Source organism: Kitasatospora sp. NPDC056327 (assembly GCF_042261735.1).
Classification (GTDB): domain Bacteria; phylum Actinomycetota; class Actinomycetes; order Streptomycetales; family Streptomycetaceae; genus Kitasatospora.
The window spans coordinates 1-18,473 of record NZ_JBHJRC010000161.1; the positions used below are offsets into that span (position 1 = coordinate 1).

At 74.0% G+C, this 18,473-nt stretch carries 16 protein-coding genes and 2 tRNA genes; 8 read left to right on the forward strand and 10 right to left on the reverse strand.

Annotated elements, in window-relative coordinates; genetic code table 11:
• Positions 1–736 precede the first annotated feature (736 nt).
• The 3 genes from ACFCX4_RS22450 (at position 737) to ACFCX4_RS22460 (ending at position 5,086) form a co-directional block, all read left to right on the forward strand.
• On the forward strand, positions 737–2,296 hold the full coding sequence (locus tag ACFCX4_RS22450) for a hypothetical protein (RefSeq protein ID WP_376145101.1): 1,560 nt from the start codon (positions 737–739) through the stop codon (positions 2,294–2,296).
• Between the two features lie 224 nt (positions 2,297–2,520).
• Positions 2,521–4,059, forward strand: coding sequence for a N,N-dimethylformamidase beta subunit family domain-containing protein (locus tag ACFCX4_RS22455; RefSeq protein ID WP_376145103.1), 1,539 nt, complete (start codon positions 2,521–2,523; stop codon positions 4,057–4,059).
• A gap of 127 nt (positions 4,060–4,186) precedes the next feature.
• Positions 4,187–5,086, forward strand: coding sequence for a phosphoribosylaminoimidazolesuccinocarboxamide synthase (locus ACFCX4_RS22460; protein WP_376145105.1), 900 nt, complete (start codon positions 4,187–4,189; stop codon positions 5,084–5,086).
• Between the two features lie 29 nt (positions 5,087–5,115).
• Here the strand turns inward: ACFCX4_RS22460 and ACFCX4_RS22465 are convergent, their stop codons facing one another.
• The 7 genes from ACFCX4_RS22465 to ACFCX4_RS22495 form a co-directional block, all read right to left on the reverse strand.
• Positions 5,116–5,736, reverse strand: coding sequence for a response regulator (locus ACFCX4_RS22465; protein ID WP_376145107.1), 621 nt, complete (start codon positions 5,734–5,736; stop codon positions 5,116–5,118).
• 61 nt (positions 5,737–5,797) lie between these two features.
• Positions 5,798–7,024 carry a sensor histidine kinase gene (locus ACFCX4_RS22470; protein ID WP_376145108.1) on the reverse strand — a complete coding sequence of 409 codons (1,227 nt, stop codon included), beginning with the start codon at positions 7,022–7,024 and terminating at the stop codon, positions 5,798–5,800.
• 166 nt (positions 7,025–7,190) lie between these two features.
• The gene (locus ACFCX4_RS22475; protein ID WP_376145110.1) at positions 7,191–8,030 is read right to left on the reverse strand and encodes an ABC transporter permease; all 840 of its coding nucleotides are present in this window, start codon (positions 8,028–8,030) and stop codon (positions 7,191–7,193) included.
• Positions 8,027–9,031 (reverse strand): ABC transporter ATP-binding protein, encoded by a 1,005-nt coding sequence (locus ACFCX4_RS22480; protein ID WP_376145112.1) that lies wholly within the window; start codon positions 9,029–9,031, stop codon positions 8,027–8,029. Before ACFCX4_RS22480 ends, ACFCX4_RS22475 begins: the two co-directional genes overlap by 4 nt.
• 173 nt (positions 9,032–9,204) lie before the next feature.
• Positions 9,205–9,280, reverse strand: a tRNA-Gly gene (locus ACFCX4_RS22485).
• 40 nt (positions 9,281–9,320) lie between these two features.
• Positions 9,321–9,393, reverse strand: a tRNA-Gly gene (locus tag ACFCX4_RS22490).
• A gap of 132 nt (positions 9,394–9,525) precedes the next feature.
• Positions 9,526–9,843 (reverse strand): Lsr2 family protein, encoded by a 318-nt coding sequence (locus ACFCX4_RS22495; RefSeq protein WP_376145114.1) that lies wholly within the window; start codon positions 9,841–9,843, stop codon positions 9,526–9,528.
• Positions 9,844–10,346: 503 nt separating this feature from the next.
• Between ACFCX4_RS22495 and purS the strand changes: the two genes are divergently transcribed.
• The 4 genes from purS to ACFCX4_RS22515 all read left to right on the forward strand — a co-directional run bounded on the left by purS (position 10,347) and on the right by ACFCX4_RS22515 (position 14,414).
• Positions 10,347–10,601, forward strand: a complete 255-nt coding sequence (gene purS, locus ACFCX4_RS22500) for a phosphoribosylformylglycinamidine synthase subunit PurS (protein WP_030304493.1) — start codon at positions 10,347–10,349, stop codon at positions 10,599–10,601.
• Positions 10,598–11,275 (forward strand): phosphoribosylformylglycinamidine synthase subunit PurQ, encoded by a 678-nt coding sequence (purQ, locus tag ACFCX4_RS22505; RefSeq protein WP_376145116.1) that lies wholly within the window; start codon positions 10,598–10,600, stop codon positions 11,273–11,275. Before purS ends, purQ begins: the two co-directional genes overlap by 4 nt.
• Entirely contained in the window at positions 11,275–13,530 is a 2,256-nt protein-coding gene (gene purL / locus ACFCX4_RS22510; RefSeq protein WP_376145118.1) for a phosphoribosylformylglycinamidine synthase subunit PurL, read from the forward strand. Before purQ ends, purL begins: the two co-directional genes overlap by 1 nt.
• Positions 13,531–13,601: 71 nt before the next feature.
• Complete coding sequence (locus tag ACFCX4_RS22515) at positions 13,602–14,414, forward strand: sterol carrier family protein (protein ID WP_376145120.1); 813 nt, start codon at positions 13,602–13,604, stop codon at positions 14,412–14,414.
• A 78-nt stretch (positions 14,415–14,492) separates the two neighbouring features.
• Here the strand turns inward: ACFCX4_RS22515 and ACFCX4_RS22520 are convergent, their stop codons facing one another.
• The 3 genes from ACFCX4_RS22520 to fbaA form a co-directional block, all read right to left on the reverse strand.
• Positions 14,493–15,314 carry a DUF3152 domain-containing protein gene (locus ACFCX4_RS22520; protein WP_376145122.1) on the reverse strand — a complete coding sequence of 274 codons (822 nt, stop codon included), beginning with the start codon at positions 15,312–15,314 and terminating at the stop codon, positions 14,493–14,495.
• A gap of 376 nt (positions 15,315–15,690) precedes the next feature.
• Complete coding sequence (locus ACFCX4_RS22525) at positions 15,691–16,104, reverse strand: DUF3151 domain-containing protein (RefSeq protein WP_376145123.1); 414 nt, start codon at positions 16,102–16,104, stop codon at positions 15,691–15,693.
• A gap of 126 nt (positions 16,105–16,230) precedes the next feature.
• Entirely contained in the window at positions 16,231–17,253 is a 1,023-nt protein-coding gene (gene fbaA / locus ACFCX4_RS22530; protein ID WP_376145125.1) for a class II fructose-bisphosphate aldolase, read from the reverse strand.
• 433 nt (positions 17,254–17,686) lie between these two features.
• Here fbaA and ACFCX4_RS22535 point away from each other — a divergent pair, with 433 nt between their 5' ends.
• Complete coding sequence (locus ACFCX4_RS22535) at positions 17,687–18,406, forward strand: DedA family protein (RefSeq protein ID WP_376145127.1); 720 nt, start codon at positions 17,687–17,689, stop codon at positions 18,404–18,406.
• Positions 18,407–18,473: the final 67 nt, after the last annotated feature.

The window sequence follows — 18,473 nt, forward strand, 5'->3', positions numbered from 1 at the left end:
ACTTTTATCGTGGGCTCGTATATTTTTATAAGAGACCGCCCGGCACCCCCCCCCCCCCCCGGGCCCCCGGCGAGCGACCCGCGCGCGGGGGGCCCGGGCGTTGCGGGCCCGCGCCGCGCACCCCCGCGAACGCCCCCGGGAGCACCCGTGCGCGGCCCCGGGCGCGCCCGCGCGGCCGTCCGCGCCCGCCCCGGGTCCGCCCCGGGTCCGCCGGGCCCCGCGGACCCGGCCGGCAACCCCCATGGCCGCAGCACCGTCCGGCGTTTCGGTGACGGAAGGGGCCGGAGCGGTTCCCGGGGCCGGCGCACCGTTCGGCGGCCGGAATCCAGCCCATCGAGTGACAGCGGCCGCATCCGGCTGACGCAACCGGGTGCCCGGCCTTATGGTGCGCTGGACCAGGGCGCCCCGGGACGGGCCGTTCCCGTCCGCCGCCGGGTAGCGGCGGTCGCGCGGGGGGATGCTGGACGGCGTCCGGCCGGACCGGACACGCCCGGGCCGTCCGAAGCCGCCCGGGGCGGGCCGTCCGGAATCCGGGCGGTGTCACCGGGACGAGTGGAAACCGGGGCGATCCGGAACACCCACCCGGACACCGGCGTCGAAAATGTCAGAAGCGCCACGCAGCATGTACTACCGGGGCCCGGACACCGCCGTTTCCCGGTCGGAACCGATCGTTTCGAACTCGGCCCAGGGGCCCCGCACCGGGCGCCCCAGGGCTCCGAAGGGGGTGCCGCACCGTATGGCCGCTGTCGACACCGCGCGCGCTCATGCCCAGGCGATCCTGCGGATCCGAGGTCTCGCCCTGGCCGCCGCCGCGCTGCCCGCCGCCGCCGCGGTGGTGCTGCTCGCCGGCCGGTTCACCGGCCGGATCGGCGCCCCCGGATCCTCCGACGCCGCCGGCTGGGACCTCGCCCGCTGGACGGTCTGCGCGGTGGCCGCGCTCACCCTGCTGGTGGCCGGGCTGACCGCCCGCGCCTACCGCCGGGCCGTCCCGCCGCAGACCCCGGCCGTCCAGCTGGCCCGAGACCGGGCCCCCGAGCTGTACCGGCTGATCGAGGAGCTGGCCGAACGGCTGGAGGTCCCCGCGCCCTCCGCCGTGGCGCTCACCCCGGACTGCGACAGCTGGCTGGAGGACGTCCCCGCACCCCGGCCCCGCCGGGCCGCCCGCGCCGGGCACGAGCCCCCCGCGCCGGTGCTGGTGATCGGCTCGCCCTTCCTCTGGTGGATGCGGGCCGGCGAGCTGCGCGCCCTGCTCGCCCCGGTGGTGGCCGGCACCGCGGCCGCCGCCGACCACGAGATCGCCGCCGCCCGCCGCTTCCTGCGCTCGCTCGACGCCAGCCTGGACGCCGGCCCCGCCCCGCTCGGCGCCCCCGGGCCCGGCACCCCGCGCCCGCGCCGGCGCGGCCCGGTCGCGCTCACCGACCGGATCACCCGCCGGCTGCTCGGCGCCTGCCGGGGGCACGCCGCCGAACTGGAGCGCTCGGTCGCCGGCTGGGCCTCCGAGCAGGCCCGCGGTGTCGACTACGGCCTGCGGATCGCCGCCCAGGAGCAGGTCGGCCTCGCCTACGCCGGCTGGGACCGGCTGCTCACCCGGGTCGCGCTGCCCGCCTGGCGGCTCGGCCGGCACCCGGCGCACCTCAACGCCGGCGTGGTGTCCGCGCTCACCGAGCTGTCCCGGCGCGACCGGCTGGCCGACGGCTACGGCAGCCGGCTCGGCGACCGCCCGGCCTGCGACCTGCTGGAGGAGCCCGGGGCGGTGGACGCCGCCGTCTCCCGGCTCGCCGCCGAGCTGTTCTTCGGCGCGCCCGCCTCCGGCGGCTGGCGCGAGCTGGAGTGGGCCGACTACCCGGCCGAGGTGGTGGACGCCGGCTGGCGGGCCCGCGCCACGGCCCTGCAGTCAGCGCTGGACCGGCTCGCCCCGCAGTCCCGCCCCGGTGCCCCGACGCTGACCAGGCTGCTGGGCCGGCTCGCCGACGGCGACGGCGAGCTGCTGGCCGCCGCACTCGTCGACCGGCCGGCCGGGACCACCGCGCCCGCGCCGCTGCTCGAACCCGTCCGCACCGGGCGGGACGTCCTGGTGGACCACGTCACCGCGATGGTCTGCTGCGCCGCCGTGGACACCGCGGGCGCCGTGCCCGGGCTGGACTGGCTGGACGGCCCGGTCCTGCTGTTGCGCGGGGTCCGCCGCACCGACCTCGCCGAGCCGGTCGCCCAGGCCGTCGAGCAGGGCCAGGACGGGCCGCTGCGGTCCTGGCTGGACGCCGCGGACGTCCGGCTGGAGAAGCCCGTCCGGCTCTGACCGGGTTTCCCCCGGGGGCGCGAGCGACGTTCGCGAGCGCCCCCGGAACGGCCGGCCGCCCGGGGTCGCCGCAGGCCGGAGGCCCTGGGCCCGGCGGGCCGGAAGATTCCCGCCACTAATTGCTACCGTGGGGTGACGCAGCGCCAGCACGGTGTGGTGTATTAGACCGCACGCACATCCGGATGGCACGTGCCAACCGGCGGAGGTGCACCTGGGAGGGGCGCGTGGGGACCGAACTCAACCGCCGCTGGGAGTCCGGGACGCACGCGCACAGCGTCTCCGACCCCTTCGGCCAGGGACCGCTGCCCTGGCTGCGCAGCCCGGACCAGTACCTCGCCGGCGCCGGGGGCGGCGTCCCCTGGTACGTCTCGGTGGACGCCCCCGGGCAGCGCCCGCTGGCCGCCGGCGTGCGCGGCAAGCCGCCGGTCGGCACCCCGCTGAGCGCCAACGACGAGGAACAGCAGATCAAGGGGTTCGCCTCGGCCGGGGTGGTGCGCCCCGGCGGCGCGGTGGACCTGCGGGTCACCGTCAACCCGCCCCGCGAGTTCACCGTCGACGTCTACCGGATCGGCCACTACGGCGGCGACAACGCCCACCACATGACCTCCAGCCCGCTGATCGCCGGGATGGTCCAGCCCGCCCCGCTGGTGGCCGGCCGCACCGTCTCCTGCCACCACTGGTGGCACACCTGGCGGCTGCAGATCCCGCAGCACTGGCGCCCCGGCGCGTACGTCGCGGTGCTCACCACCGCCGACATGCTGCACCGCAGCCACATCCCCTTCACCGTCCGGGACTTCGAGGACCAGACCCGGGCCGCCGAACTGCTGCTGGTCGTCCCCGACGTCACCTGGCAGGCGTACAACCTCTTCCCCGAGGACGGCCGCAGCGGCGCCAGCCTCTACCACGCCTGGGAGGGCGGACAGCTGGTCGGCGAGCCCGAGGCGGCGGTCACCGTCTCCTTCGACCGCCCGCACGCCACCGCCGGGCTCCCGCTGCACGTCGGCCACGCCTACGACTTCATCCGCTGGGCCGAGCGCTACGGCTACGACCTCTCCTACGCCACCGCCACCGACCTGCACGCCGGGCTGGTCGACGTCTCCCGGCACCGGGCGCTGGTCTTCCCCGGCCACGACGAGTACTGGTCCGAGCCGATGCGCCGGGCCGTCGAACGCGCCCGGGACGGCGGCACCTCGCTCGTCTTCCTCTCCGCCAACACCATGTACTGGCGGGTCGAGCTGAGCCCCGGCCCCTCCGGCGAGCCCAACCGGATGCTCAACTGCCGCAAGCGCCAGAAGGTCGGCCCCGGCAGCCCCGCCACCGGGGCGGCCGGCGCCGGCAGCGCCCTGTGGCGCGACGCCGGCGAGCCCGAGCAACACCTGCTCGGCCTGCAGTACTCCGGCCGGGTCGCCGCGCCGGTCCCGCTGGTCGCCCGGCACACCGCGCACTGGCTCTGGGACGGCACCGGCCTCCAGGAGGGCGACGAACTGCCCGGGCTGGTGGCCGGCGAGGCCGACCGCTACTACCCCAAGGTCGCCCTGCCCGAGCACACCGAGCGGGTGCTGCTCGCGCACTCCCCGTACGAGGACCCGGCCGGCCGGACCCGCTACCAGGAGACCTCGCTCTACCGGGCGCCCAGCGGCGCCTACGTGTTCGCGGCCGGCACCTTCGCCTGGTCGCCCGCCCTGGACCGGCCGGGACTCACCGACGAGCGGATCCAGCGGGCCACCGCCAACCTGATGGACCGCCTCTGCAAGAACGGCTGAGCGCCCGGCGGCCGGCGCCCGGCCGCCCTCGGACCGGACGGCCCGGGCGGTCATGACAGACTCGACCCCAGTGACCTCCCCTTTCGCGCTCCACGCCCGCGAACGACCCCTGAGGACTGAGACGACCTTGAGCGGATTTGTCACCAAGCCCGAGCCGGTCCAGGTGCCCGGCCTGGTCCACCTGCACACCGGCAAGGTGCGCGACCTGTACCGCGCCGAGTCGGGTGACCTCGTGATGGTCGCCAGCGACCGGACCTCGGCCTACGACTGGGTGCTGCCCAACGAGATCCCGGACAAGGGCCGCATCCTCACCCAGCTGTCGCTGTGGTGGTTCGAGCGCATCGCCGACCTCGTGCCCAACCACGTGATCTCCGCCGAGGTCCCGGCCGGCGCCCCCGCCGACTGGAAGGGCCGCACCCTGGTCTGCCGCAACCTGGAGATGATCCCGGTGGAGTGCGTGGCGCGCGGCTACCTGGCCGGCTCCGGTCTGGAGGAGTACCGCGACTCCCGCACCGTCTGCGGCATCGCCCTGCCCGAGGGTCTGGACGACGGCTCCGAGCTGCCCGCGCCGATCTACACCCCGGCCCTCAAGGCCGAGGTCGGCGAGCACGACGAGAACGTCCCCTACGAGGAGACCGCCCGCCGGATCGGCGCCGAGCTGGCCGCCACGCTGCGCCGGACCACCCTGGACGTCTACTCCCGGGCCCGGGACATCGCCCGTGAGCGGGGCATCGTCCTGGCCGACACCAAGTTCGAGTTCGGCCTGCTCGACGGCGAGCTGGTGATCGGCGACGAGGTGCTCACCCCGGACTCCTCGCGGTTCTGGCCGGCCGACCAGTGGGAGCCGGGCCACCCCCAGCCCTCCTTCGACAAGCAGATCATCCGCGACTGGCTGACCTCCCCGGCCTCCGGCTGGGACCGGAGGAGCGAGCAGCCGCCGCCGGAGCTGCCCGCCGAGGTGGTCGAGAGGGTCCGCGCCAAGTACGTCGAGGCGTACGAGCGGCTGACCGGCCTCAGCTGGGCCTGAGCCGCCTGCGGCGCCCGCGGGCCCGGCGGTCAGATCCAGCCGTGCTCGCGGGCGATCCGCACCGCCGCGTGCCGGTTCTCCGCGCCCAGCTTGGTGGCGGCCGCGGACAGGTAGTTGCGGACGGTGCCCTGGGAGAGCGCGGCCCGCTCGGCGATCCCGGCGATCGAGGTGCCGTCCGCGGCCAGCTCCAGCACGTCCGTCTCCCGCGGGGTCAGCGGGCTCTCCCCGGCGGCGATCGCGTCCGCCGCGAGCTCCGGGTCCACGTACCGGCCGCCGGCCCGGACGGTCCGGATGATCCCGGCCAGGTCGGCCGCCGAGACCGTCTTCGGCAGGAAGCCCCGGACGCCGACCTCCAGGGCCCGCTTCAGGTAGCCCGGGCGACCGTGGCCGGTGACGATCATGCAGCGGCAGTCCGGCAGCAGGGTGCGCAGCCGGGTGGCCACCTCGATGCCGTCCAGGCCGGGCATCTGCAGGTCCAGCACGGCGATCTCGGGCACGTGCGCCTGCGCCATCGCCAGCGCCTCCGGGCCGGAGGCCGCCTGGGCGACCACCACGATGTCCTCCTCCAGGGAGAGCAGGGCGGCCAGCGCGCCGCGGATCAGGTGCTCGTCGTCGGCGAGCAGGACGCGGACGGGCGCGGTGTCGGTCATCGGCGGGGCCTTCCGTGCGGCGGTTGCGGCGGTTGCGGCCGGTGCGGCCGGTGCCGCGGGGTCAGAGCGGGACGCTGGCGAGCAGCCGGAAGCTGCCGGGCCCGGCGTCCGGGACGGCCAGCTCGCCGTCGTGGGCGGCGAGCCGCTCGCGCAGTCCGCGCAGGCCGGTGCCACCGCCCTGGGACGGCAGCGGTACGGCCGGCACCCCGTCATTCTCCAGCTCCAGCACCGCCCGGCCGTCCTCCCGCCGGAGCCGGATCGAGCAGCTGGCCGCCTCGCTGTGCCGCAGCACGTTGGTGGTGGCCTCGCGGATCACCCAGCCGAGCACCGACTGGACCGGGGCCGGCAGCCGGTCGGCGTCCTCGCCGAGGTCGATCTCGCAGGCCACGTCGGCGGAGCGCAGCACCGCCCGGGCGCCGATCGCCTCCGCGTGCAGGTCCGCCGTGCGGTAGCCGCGAACCACGTCGCGGACCTCGCGCTGGGACTCCTGGGCGATCTGCTGGACCTCGGCCATCTGCTCGGCGGCCTCCGGGCGGCCGCGCCGGGCCAGCTGGACGGCCAGCTCGCTCTTGAGCGCGATGGTGGTGAGGTTGCGGCCCATCACGTCGTGCAGGTCCCGGGAGAACCGCAGCCGCTCCTCGGCGACGGCCAGCCGGGACTGCGCCTCGCGGGCGGCGTCCAGCTCCCAGACCACCGACTGCAGCCAGGCGAAGCTGCGGCAGCTGCCGCCGATGAAGAGCATGACCAGCCCGCTGCCGGTCAGTGCCCCGGCGGCGGTCGAGGGGCTCACGCCGGCCAGCAGCATCGCGGGGAAGACGGCCACCAGGGCGGCCGCCCCGGCGAGGGCCGCCCGGCGCGGCGGGAGCCCGACCGCGGCCGGGCCGAAGGCCGAGAAGAGCACGGTGCTGGCGATCGGGACGGTGAAGACCACCTGCTCCGCGCCGGGCCCCGAGCCGGCCCGGGGGCCGAGCAGCAGCACCGCCCAGCAGCCGGCCACCGCGACCCCGCCGGTGAGGGCGAGCCAGCGCAGGTGGTCGGTGGACCGCTTGAGGTAGTGGTCGAGGGCGGTGCGGTAGGCGCGCAGGGTGATCAGGGTCTGGGCGAGGCCGAGCACCAGGGCGACCCGGGCGGCCGGGTGGGTCGCGGACCCGGGGTCGGCGGAGTCGATCAGCAGCGTCAGCGGCAGCGGCGCCAGCGCCATCAGATAGAGCGACCACCGGAGGTAGAGCTCGGAACGCTGGGGCTTGGAATAGCCCTTCCACGCGCGCACCGGATTCGCGATGCCCATCTGTTCTGCTCCCCGTTCCTTCATGATCGTGCTGTCGCCTTCTTATCAGAGGTGGAACGGGGAGTGGGCCTTCGGTTCGAATTTCCGGGTCGGCGCTGGGCAGGTGCCGCGGAGCATTCCCGGGAAGCCGTTGCGGGAAGCGTTCCCGCGGGGGGCGTGCGGACGCTCAGCGGCGCGGCTCCCAGCGGAAGTACCGGACGGCGGCCCAGACCGCGAGGGCGAGCCAGATCCCGCCGGTGACCAGGTGCGGGGCGGCGGTGGACCAGCTGCCGGCGAAGCCGGTCGGGGCCCCGGAACCGTCGGTGCCGAACCAGCCGACCCGCACCAGCTGGAACGCCGGGGTGGTGGGCAGCAGCCGGCAGAAGTCGGCGACCCGCTCCGGCATGACCTCCAGCGGGAAGAACAGGCCGGAGCCGAACTGCGAGAGCAGCAGGACCGGCATGGTGGTGATGCCGGCGCTCTCCACGGTGCGGGTGAAGGCGCTGGAGACGGCGGCCAGCGCCATCAGGGTCGCCACGGCCAGGGCCAGGCCGACGACCAGCAGGACGGGGTTGACCGGGACGGTGAGGTCCAGTGCGTAGGCGCCGATGCCGCCGGTCACCGCGCACATCAGCAGTGCCAGACCGACCGAGGGGACGGCGGTGCCGGCCAGGATCTCCAGGTCCCGGGCCTCGCCGGTGCGCAGCCGCTTGAGCACCAGCTCCCCGCGGCGGGCCACGTAGGCGGCGGTGAGGTTGTAGTAGACGACGAAGGCGAGCACCATCCCGATCGCGCCGCTGACCAGCAGCGAGTCGACGTCCAGGGAGGGGTTGTCCTCGGCCTGCTGGGCCAGCACGTTCTGCAGGCCGAGGACCAGGAGCACCGGCAGCAGCACGGCGGTGAACAGGGCGGTCCGGTTGCGGAGCAGCAGGACCGCCTCGGCCCGGCCCAGGGCGAGCATCCGGCGGACGGCGGTGCTCCGCGGCCCGCTGTGCTGTGCGGCGGCGGTGGTGACGGCGGTGGTCATCGGGCGAGTCCGATCAGCTTGCGGCGGGCGGTGGGAGCGGCGGGGGTGTCGGCCGGGGGCCGGTGGGCGGCCTCGGAGGCGATGGCGAGGAAGGCCTCCTCCAGCGAGGCGCTGCGGGCGTCGAGCGAGCCGAGCGCGATCCCGTGGTGGTCGGCCCAGCCGAGCAGCTCGGTCAGGGTGGCCTGCAGCCGGGGCGTCTGGACGGTGAACCGGCGGCCGTCGGCGGTCACCGTCGCGCCGGCCAGCGGCGGGAGCGAGGTGCCGGTGAACTCGGGGAGGTCGAAGAGGATCCGGGACGGGCGTCCGGCGATCACCTCGGCCACCGTGCCGCTGGCGACGATCCGGCCGCCGTGCATGATCGCCAGCCGGTCGGCCAGCTCCTCGGCCTCCTCCAGGTAGTGCGTGGTGAGCAGCACCGTGGTGCCCTGGGCGCGCAGCTCGCGGACCAGCTGCCAGACGGCGGCGCGGGCCTCCGGGTCGAGGCCGGTGCTCGGCTCGTCCAGGAACAGCACCTCGGGCCGGCCGAGCAGGGCCATCGCCAGGTCGAGGCGGCGGCGCTCGCCGCCGGAGAGCTGCTTGACCCGGACGTCGCGGCGGTGGCCGAGGCCGACCAGGTCGAGCGCCTCGTCCAGCGGGCGGGCGTGGCTGGTGGTACCGGCCCAGGCGCGGCCGGTCTCGGCCACGGTGAGGTCGCCGGGGAAGCCGCCCTCCTGGAGCATGATGCCGATCCGGGGCCGGACGTCGGCCCGGTCGCGGTGCGGGTCGTGGCCGAGCACCCGGACCCGGCCCTCGCTGGGGGCGGCGAGGCCCTCGATCAGCTCCATGGCGGAGGTCTTGCCGGCCCCGTTGGTACCCAGCAGGGCGAACAGCTCACCGCGGCCGACGGTCAGGTCGAGGCCGCGGACCGCGTGGTAGCGGTGGCTGCCGGCGCCGTAGTGGCGGTGCAGGCCGGTGACCTCGATCACGTGGTCGCCGGGGCGGTGGGGCTGGCTCGTTTCCATGTCCCAAGCCTCCCGTCGCCGGGCGGCCGGAGGCAGTGCGAGGCCTCATGAGAACGCGGTGCGGATCCACGGGTCGGCGATGACAAATGTCATGGCGGGCGGACCGGGACCGGTCCGCCCGAATCGGGACGAAAACGCCGAAGGGCCCTCTCGACCGAGAGGACCCTTCGTACTGGAGCGGACGACGAGATTCGAACTCGCGACCCTCACCTTGGCAAGGTGATGCTCTACCAACTGAGCCACGTCCGCAGGATGGAACTATGCAATTGTGCTGTGCTCGCGCACTGCGAGCGGACGACGAGATTCGAACTCGCGACCCTCACCTTGGCAAGGTGATGCTCTACCAACTGAGCCACGTCCGCATGGTGTCCGGTGGGACACCCGCCGCCTCTTCGGATCTCTCCGTTGCGGCGACGAGGATTACTCTACAGCATCCGAAGGGGTGGTCGCCCCGCCCCTTCGGACGCGGGCGGGACGACCGGGTCCCGGGGGGTTCAGTTCGCCTCGGCGAACTGCTCGTACACGTGCTTCGGGATGCGGCCGCGGGCCGGCAGCTCCATGCCGCGCGACTGGGCCCAGGCCCGTACGGCGGCGGGGTCCGGGGTGAGGGCCGTGCGGCGGAAGGACTTCCCGGTGCGGCTCTGGCGCCGGCCGGCGGCGACGAACGGGGCGAGGGCCTCCCGCAGCTTTTCCGCGTTGTCCACGGACAAATCGATCTCGTACGACTTCCCGTCGACGCCGAAGTGGACGGTTTCCGCGGCGGCGCCGCCGTCCAGGTCGTCGGAGAGCGTGACAACTACACGCTGAGCCATGGGTGTCAATCCTCTCGGGCAATTCGGCCGACCGGGCGCGGGCGCGCTCCGGGGCCTGATGTGCACCACTCGCGCAAGCGCATACGGGCAGGCCGGATGGCCGTGCCGGATACGCAGCACTCGCCGCGGCAGGTGGCCCTATTCTGCACCCGAAGCGGGGAGAAATCGAAGAGTCCGGCTTTCTTTTCCGGATATTCACGTGTCTTCGCCGGGACGTCGGATACCGCGGCACTCGGTCGGCGGATCTGCCGGCCGATGTGCGGACCGATCTCCTGGTCGATCTGTCCTGGAGTGCCGGTATTCGGGTGCTCTTCGGCCGTTCTCGCGGGGGCTCCGGAATCAGGTGAAACGGGGCGCCCGGCGGGGGGCGGCGGGGGCATGGAGGCCTTGTGTCGTAAGGGGCGTGGGTCTACGCGCGTCACCATCCCCGGCCAGCAATCCTGCCCGAAACCCCCGGTAGTCTGGAGTTCCCCCGCCTCACGAAGACACCACCGGGAGTGCCAGTGGCACGCGTCGTAGTCGACGTCATGCTCAAGCCGGAGATCCTCGACCCCCAGGGACAGGCGGTGCAGCGCGCACTGCCCCGCCTCGGATTCACCGGGATCGCCGACGTCCGCCAGGGCAAGCGTTTCGAGCTGGAGCTGGAGGGCCCGGTCGACGACGCCGCGCTCGCCCGTATCCGCGAAGCCGCCGAGACCTTTCTCGCCAACACCGTGATCGAGGACTTCACCGTCCGCGTCGAGGAGGAGGGCAAGTGACCACCCGCATCGGCGTCGTCACTTTCCCCGGCTCCCTCGACGACCGTGACGCCCGGCGCGCGGTCCGCCTCGCCGGCGCCGAGCCGGTCGCCCTCTGGCACCGTGACAAGGATCTCCACCAGGTCGACGCGGTCGTCCTGCCGGGCGGATTCAGCTACGGCGACTATCTGCGCTGCGGTGCCATCTCGCGCTTCTCGCCGGTGATGGAGACCGTCATCGAGCAGGCCAAGGCGGGAATGCCCGTTCTCGGTATCTGCAACGGCTTCCAGGTGCTGTGCGAATCGCACCTGCTGCCCGGTGCCCTCACCCGCAACGACTCGCTGCACTTCGTCTGCCGCGACCAGAAGCTGCGGATCGAGAACGACGGCACCGCCTGGACCCGCGATTACGCGTCCGGCCAGGAAATCGTCGTCCCGCTGAAGAACGGCGAGGGCCGCTTCGTCGCCGACGAGCGCGTCCTCGACGAGCTGGAGGCCGAGGGCCGGGTGGTCGCCCGTTACCTCGACGTCAACCCCAACGGTTCGTACCGTGACATCGCCGGCATCACCAACGCCGCGGGCAATGTCGTCGGTCTGATGCCGCACCCCGAGCACGCCGTGGAGCCGCTCACCGGTCCCACCACCGAGGGCCTGGGCTTCTTCACGTCCGTCCTGAAGCAGCTGGTGAACGCCTGATGAGCCTCGACACCGTCAAGAACGCCGAGCAGACCCCGGACGCCGCCCAGCCGTGGGCCGAACTCGGCCTGAAGCAGGACGAGTACGCGCGCATCCGGGAGATTCTGGGCCGCCGTCCCACCGGCGCGGAACTCGCCATGTACTCGGTCATGTGGTCCGAGCACTGTTCGTACAAGAGCTCCAAGGTCCACCTGAAGCAGTTCGGCGAGAAGAAGCCCGAGACGGACGCGATGCTCGTCGGCATCGGCGAGAACGCCGGTGTGGTCGACGTCGGCCAGGGCTACGCGGTCACCTTCAAGGTCGAGTCGCACAACCACCCGTCGTACATCGAGCCCTACCAGGGCGCGGCCACCGGCATCGGCGGCATCGTCCGCGACATCCTGGCGATGGGCGCCCGCCCGGTCGCCGTGATGGACCCGCTGCGGTTCGGCGCGGCCGACCACCCGGACACCCGGCGCGTGCTGCCCGGGATCGTCGCGGGCATCGGCGGCTACGGCAACTGCCTGGGCCTGCCGAACATCGGCGGCGAGGTCGTCTTCGACTCCTGCTACCAGGGCAACCCGCTGGTCAACGCGCTGTGCGTGGGTGTCATGAAGCACGAGGACATCCACCTCGCGCAGGCCTCCGGCGCCGGCAACAAGGTCATCCTGTACGGAGCCCGCACCGGTGGCGACGGCATCGGCGGCGTCTCGGTGCTCGCCTCCGAGACCTTCGACGACACCAAGCCGGCCAAGCGCCCGGCCGTCCAGGTCGGCGACCCGTTCCAGGAGAAGCTCCTCATCGAGTGCACCCTGGAGATCTTCGGCGAGAAGCTCGTCAAGGGCATCCAGGACCTCGGCGGCGCCGGTCTCTCCTGCGCCACCTCCGAGCTGGCCTCGGCCGGCTCCGGCGGCATGCGGATCGACCTCGACACCGTGCACCTGCGCGACCACACGCTCTCGCCCGAGGAGATCCTCATGAGCGAGTCGCAGGAGCGCATGTGCGCCATCGTCGAGCCCGCGAAGGTCGCCCGCTTCCTGGAGATCTGCGAGAAGTGGGACGTCATCGCCAACGTGATCGGTGAGGTCACCGACGGCGAGCGGCTGGAGATCTTCTGGCACGGCGAGCTCGTGGTGGACGTGCCGCCGCGCACCGTCGCCCACGAGGGCCCGACCTACCAGCGCCCGTTCGCCCGCCCGTCCTGGCAGGACGCGCTGCAGGCCGACGCCCCGACCGGCGAGCGGCTGGCCCGCCCGGCCACCGGCGAGGGCCTCCGGGCCGATCTGCTGAAGGTCGCCTCGCACCCGAACCAGGCCTCCAAGTCCTGGATCACCGACCAGTACGACCGCTACGTGCTCGGCAACACCGTGCTCTCGGTCGGCGAGGACTCGGGCATGATCCGGATCGACGAGGAGACCGACCTCGGCGTCTCGGTCGCCACCGACGGCAACGGCCGCTACACCAAGCTGGACCCGTACACCGGTGCCCAGCTGGCCCTCGCCGAGGCGTACCGCAACGTCGCGGCCGGCGGTGCCAAGCCGCTCGCCGTCTCGGACTGCCTCAACTTCGGCTCCCCCGAGGACCCGGACGTGATGTGGCAGTTCGCCGAGGCCACCCGCGGCCTGGCCGACGCCTGCCTGACCCTCGGCACCCCGGTGACCGGCGGCAACGTCTCGCTGTACAACCAGACCGGCGAGGTCGCCATCCACCCGACCCCGGTGGTCGCGGTGCTCGGCGTCATCGACGACGTCACCCGGCGCACCCCGGTGGCCTTCGCCGAGGAGGGGCAGCTGCTCTACCTGCTCGGCGACACCGAGGACGAGCTGGGCGGCTCGGCCTGGTCGCAGGCGGTCCACGACCACCTGGGCGGCCTGCCGCCCAGGGTCGACCTGGAGCGCGAGCGGCTGCTCGGCGAGATCCTGATCTCCGGCTCGCGCGACGGCATGATCGACGCCGCGCACGACCTCTCCGACGGCGGCCTGGGCCAGGCCCTGGTGGAGAGCTGCCTCAAGGGCGGCCACGGCGCCCGGATCGTCGTGCCCGAGGGTCTGGACCCGTTCGTGTTCCTGTTCTCGGAGTCGGCCGGCCGCGCCGTCGTGGCGGTGCCGCGCAGCGAGGAGCTCCGGTTCAACGACATGTGCACCGCGCGCGGCCTGCCGGCCACCCGGATCGGTGTGGTCGACGGCGACTCCCTGGACGTCCAGGGCCAGTTCACCGTCTCCCTGGCGGAGCTGAAGGACGCCCACACCGGCGTCATCGAGGCCCTGCTGGGCTGACCCGCCCCGCACCGCCCCGGGGGCGGACGGTTCGAGGAGAACCGTCCGCCCCCGGGCGTATGTTGGGGCCCATGCCTCCCAAGTCCCGTACCTACCAGCCCGCCAGGGTGCGCGCCGCACTGGCGGCGCAGAACGAGGCCCTGCGCGCGGCCGTCCACCGGCTGACCGCCGAGGACCTGGAACGGCCGACCCGGCTCGGCACCTGGCGGGTGCGCGAGCTGGTGGCCCACCTGAGCCTGGTGCTGGACCGGCTGCCGGCCCAGCTGACGGGCCCGGAACCGGCCGGCGCGCCGCTCTCGCTGAGCCGCTTCACCGAGCTGACCGCCGCGGTCGCCGAGACCGTCGACGCCGAGGTCGCCGCGCACGTGGCGGCCGGGTTCACCGGCCCGCCCGGGGAGGTGGCCGCCCGCTTCGACCGCTCGGTGGACGCCGCGCGGGCCGCGGTGGACGGCACGGCGGACGACGGGCCCGGCCGGCCGGTGGCCATGCGGTTCGGCCCGATGGCGCTCTCCGACTTCCTGGTGACCCGGCTGGTCGAGACGGTCGTGCACGCCGACGACCTGGCCGGCGCGCTCGGCCCGGCGGAGTTCCCGCACGACCGGCAGGCGGTGGCCGCCGTCACCCGACTGCTGGCCGACGCCTTCGCCGATCGGGTGCCCGGCGGTGCGGTCGAGCTCCGGGTGCCGCCGTACGCGGTGGTGCAGGCGGTCGAGGGGCCGCGGCACACCCGGGGCACCCCGCCGAACGTGGTCGAGACCGACCCGCTGACCTGGATCCGGCTGGCCACCGGGCGGGTCGCCTGGCCGGCCGTCGCCGGCACCGCCGCGCTGTCCGCCAGCGGCGAGCGCAGCGACCTGCGGGGATACCTGCCGCTGCTGGGCTGACCGGTCGGGGGCCGCGGTGGTGCCCCGGCGCCGGCCGCCGGTCCGGGGCCGCTTCGGGGGGCCTCGGGGGCGGGCGGTTCAGGGGACCGGGGGGCCGCTCAGGTAGGTGCCCTCGGCGCTGTACGGCCAGGCGTTGGACGTGCAGCCCTTGAGCCCGTAGATCTGCTGCATCATGGCGGGCGCCGGCTTTCCGGGGCCGGGGCAGGTCTCGTGGCCGTGACCGATCCGGTGGCCGACCTCGTGGTTGATCACCAGGGCCCGGTACTCGTCGATCGGGCCGTCGAACTGCGGCGAACCGGTGGTCCAGCGCTTGACGTTGACCAGGACCTGGCTGCCGACGTTGCAGTTCACCTCGCCGCGGGTGTCGAGCCCGGCGGCGCCGCAGATCCGGTCCACGGTGCCGGGCGAGGCTATCTTCACGGTGAAGTCGTAGCTGCCGGAGGCGACCAGCTGGAAGCCGTTCTTCCGGTCGTTGGTCCAGCCGCGCCGGTCGGCGAGGATGCTCTGGACCTGCGCCGCGGAGGCCGCCGGGTCGATCCCGATGCCGTCCTCGACCTCGACCCGGTAGCGGCGGATCGTGCCCCGGCCGACGGGCGCCGCGGAGCCCTGGGCGATGGTGAAGGCGCCGCTGCCCCGGACCGCGGTCTCCGGCCCGCCGGGAGCCGTGGAGGCGGGCGGCGACGGAGGCGGTTCCGGGGTGGTGGCCGCGGGGGAGGGGGCGCTGGTGGCCGGGGGCGGGGCCACGGGTGCGGCGGCCGGCGGCGGGGTGGTGGCGCCGGTTCCGGACGGGGCGGCCTGCGCCCGGGCGGTCCGTCCGGCGCCGGGCAGCGCGTCCGGGTGCTTCAGGACGAACAGCGTGCCGCCGAGGATCGCCACGGCGGCGACCAGAGCGGCGACCATGCCGGGCCCGAGCCGGCGGCGCGGCGGGCGCCGGCGGCGGGAGGAGGCCCGGGAGGCCGTCCCGGACTTCGGCCCGGAGCGGGCCCGGGAGCCCGGTACGGCCGGCGCGCGGCGCGTCGGACCGGTTCCGGGACGCGCCCCGGTACGGGGTCGGCGGGCGGGAGTGGCTGCGGGCACGCTGGGGCTCTCTGGTCGACCGGTGGGGCCGCGAAACCTCGAACCGACGTGCACGCCCCCCCTCGCGCGCCCACCCTGACACGGCGGGCGGCCGCGTGTCCACGGAACCGATGGGCACAGAACGGTCGAAAACCGCCCCCACTGCCCTTACGGGCACCGGGGGCGGTGTCGGCGGACGGCCCGGTTCGCGGGCCGGTGGTCAGCCCAGGGTGGCGGCGGCGGTCGGCGAGCTGTCCCGGAGGAACTGGAGGCAGCGCTCCGCCTCCTCCTTCTCCTCGATCGCGCCGGCCGCCCGGCCGAGCGCGTGCAGCGCCCGCAGGAAGCCGCGGTTGGGCTCGTGCTCCCACGGCACCGGGCCGTGGCCCTTCCAGCCGTTGCGCCGCAGCGCGTCCAGCCCGCGGTGGTAGCCGGTGCGGGCGTAGGCGTAGGACTCGACGACCCGGCCGGCCGCGAAGGCGTCGTCGGCGAGCTGGGCCCAGGCCAGCGAGGAGGTCGGGAACTTCGCCGCGACCTCGGCGGGGGAGGCACCGCCGGCCAGCAGCTCCAGCGGACCGGGCTCGGCGGGCAGGTGCGTCGGGGCGGGACCCCCGAGGAGGTTCTCGTGAATGCTCATGCCCCCCAGTGAACCACCGGGGGGCACGTGCGCAGGACCGCCGCGGGCACCGGGCTCCCGGGGCCGGGAGCCCCGGGACGCGGGTACTCCGGGCGGGACCGGGGCCGGTGCCCGCGGGCGCGGGTCCTACTTCAGGCGGTTGCCGGCCGAGCGCAGCTGCTGGGCGGCCTCCAGCACGCGGGCGGCCATGCCGGCCTCGGCCAGCTTGCCCCAGGTGCGCGGGTCGTAGGTGTTCTTCTTGCCGACCTCGCCGTCGACCTTCAGCACGCCGTCGTAGTTGGCGAACATGTGGCCGGCGACCGGGCGGGTGAAGGCGTACTGGGTGTCGGTGTCCAGGTTCATCTTCACGACGCCGTTCTCCAGCGCGGTGGCGATCTCCTCGGTGGACGAGCCGGAGCCGCCGTGGAAGACGAAGTCGAACGGGTCGGTCTTGCCGTACTGCTTGCCGATCGCGTCCTGCAGCTCGCGCAGCAGCTCCGGCTTCAGCACGACGTTGCCCGGCTTGTACACGCCGTGCACGTTGCCGAAGGAGGCGGCCAGCAGGTAGCGGCCCTTCTCGCCCAGGCCCAGCGCCTCGGCGGTGCGGACGGCGTCGTTGACCGTGGTGTACAGCTCGTCGTTGATCTCGTGGGTGACGCCGTCCTCCTCGCCACCGGTCGGGGTGATCTCGACCTCAAGGATGATCCTGGCGGCGGCGGCCTGGGCCAGCAGCTCCTCGGCGATGGCCAGGTTGTCGCCCAGGGTCTCGGCGGAGCCGTCCCACATGTGCGACTGGAAGAGCGGGTTCCGGCCGTTGGCCACGCGCTCGGCGGAGACCGCCAGCAGCGGGCGGACGTAGCCGTCCAGCTTGTCCTTCGGGCAGTGGTCGGTGTGCAGCGCGACGGTGATGTCGTACTTGGCGGCGACGATGTGCGCGAACTCGGCGAGGGCGACGGCGCCGGTCACCATGTCCTTGTTGTGCTGGCCGCCCAGGAACTCCGCGCCGCCGGTCGAAATCTGGATGATGCCGTCACTCTCGGCCTCGGCGAAGCCGCGCAGCGCGGCGTGCAGGGTCTGCGACGAGGTCACGTTGATCGCCGGGTAGGCGAACTTGCCCGCCTTGGCCCGGTCCAGCATCTCGTTGTAGACCTCGGGAGTTGCGATGGGCATGCGAATCCGCTCCTGTCGGGTTTGCGGCGTACGGACGGTGCTGTCCGACGCTGTGTACGCCTTTGTGACGACTCCGGGGTACCGGGGCCGGTGCGCGGCTCTGCGGTGCGGCGGTCCGGTACCAAGGTTCGAGGCAGCGGCCGCGGTATCGGCGATGAGGGTGTTCGCCACCACGGGCCGGACGCCGGTGCCATCTTCCCAGAATGCCCGCCGGCTCCACCATGCGGCCCGCCAGTCGGGACGGCGGCCCCCGGGGAGCGGTCCCCGGCGTCCCGCGGGCGTCCGGCGGGTGTGCGGCGCCCGTCCGGCCGGCGTTCCGGAGGCGCCGCCGGGGCGGCCCGCCGGGGCGGAGGGAGGGTGCGACGAAAGGATGAGCACCCGCTCGCCCCCCGGGGCGAAGCCGTTGTCAAGGCGGGCCCGCTATCCTGCGCCCGTGGACTACAACCAGCTGGCCGTCAATCTGCTCGACGCCAAATCACTGATCTCGTCCCTCGGTGCCATCGGGCTGATCGCGATCATCTTCGCGGAGACCGGCCTCCTGGTCGGGTTCTTCTTCCCGGGTGACTCGCTGCTCATCATCGCGGGCGTGGCCTCCTCCAGCGCCGCCTCCTCGGTGCTCGGGGACGGCGCGCGGCTGCCGATCGCGACCCTGCTGATCGGGGCCCCGATCGCGGCGATCGCCGGTGCCCAGCTCGGGCACCAGATCGGCGTCAAGGTCGGACCGAAGATGTTCGACAAGCCCGAGTCCAAGATCTTCAGGCGCGAGTACGTGCTGAAGGCCGAGGAGTACTTCAACCGCTTCGGCCCCGGCAAGGCCGTGGTGCTCGCCCGCTTCATGCCGATCGTGCGGACCTTCCTGAACCCGGTCGCGGGCACCCTGGAGATGCCGGCCAGGACGTTCTTCCTCTGGAACGTGGTCGGCGGCGTGCTGTGGACCGAGTCGATGCTGCTGATCGGCTACTTCTTCGGTGACGCGCTCGCCCCGGTGATCGACAAGTACCTGATCCCGGCGGTGCTGCTGATCGTGCTGCTCTCGATCTCGCCGATGATCTTCGAGGTGCTGCGGGAGCGCCGGAAGAAGAAGGCCGGCGCCGTGCAGGGCGGGACCGACGAGGCCGTCCAGGCCGGCAGCGGCCGGCACCGCCGCGACTGAGCCCCGGAGAGGGATCCCCGACGACGGACAACGGCCGGGGCCGGTGCTGTTTCACGTGAAACAGCAC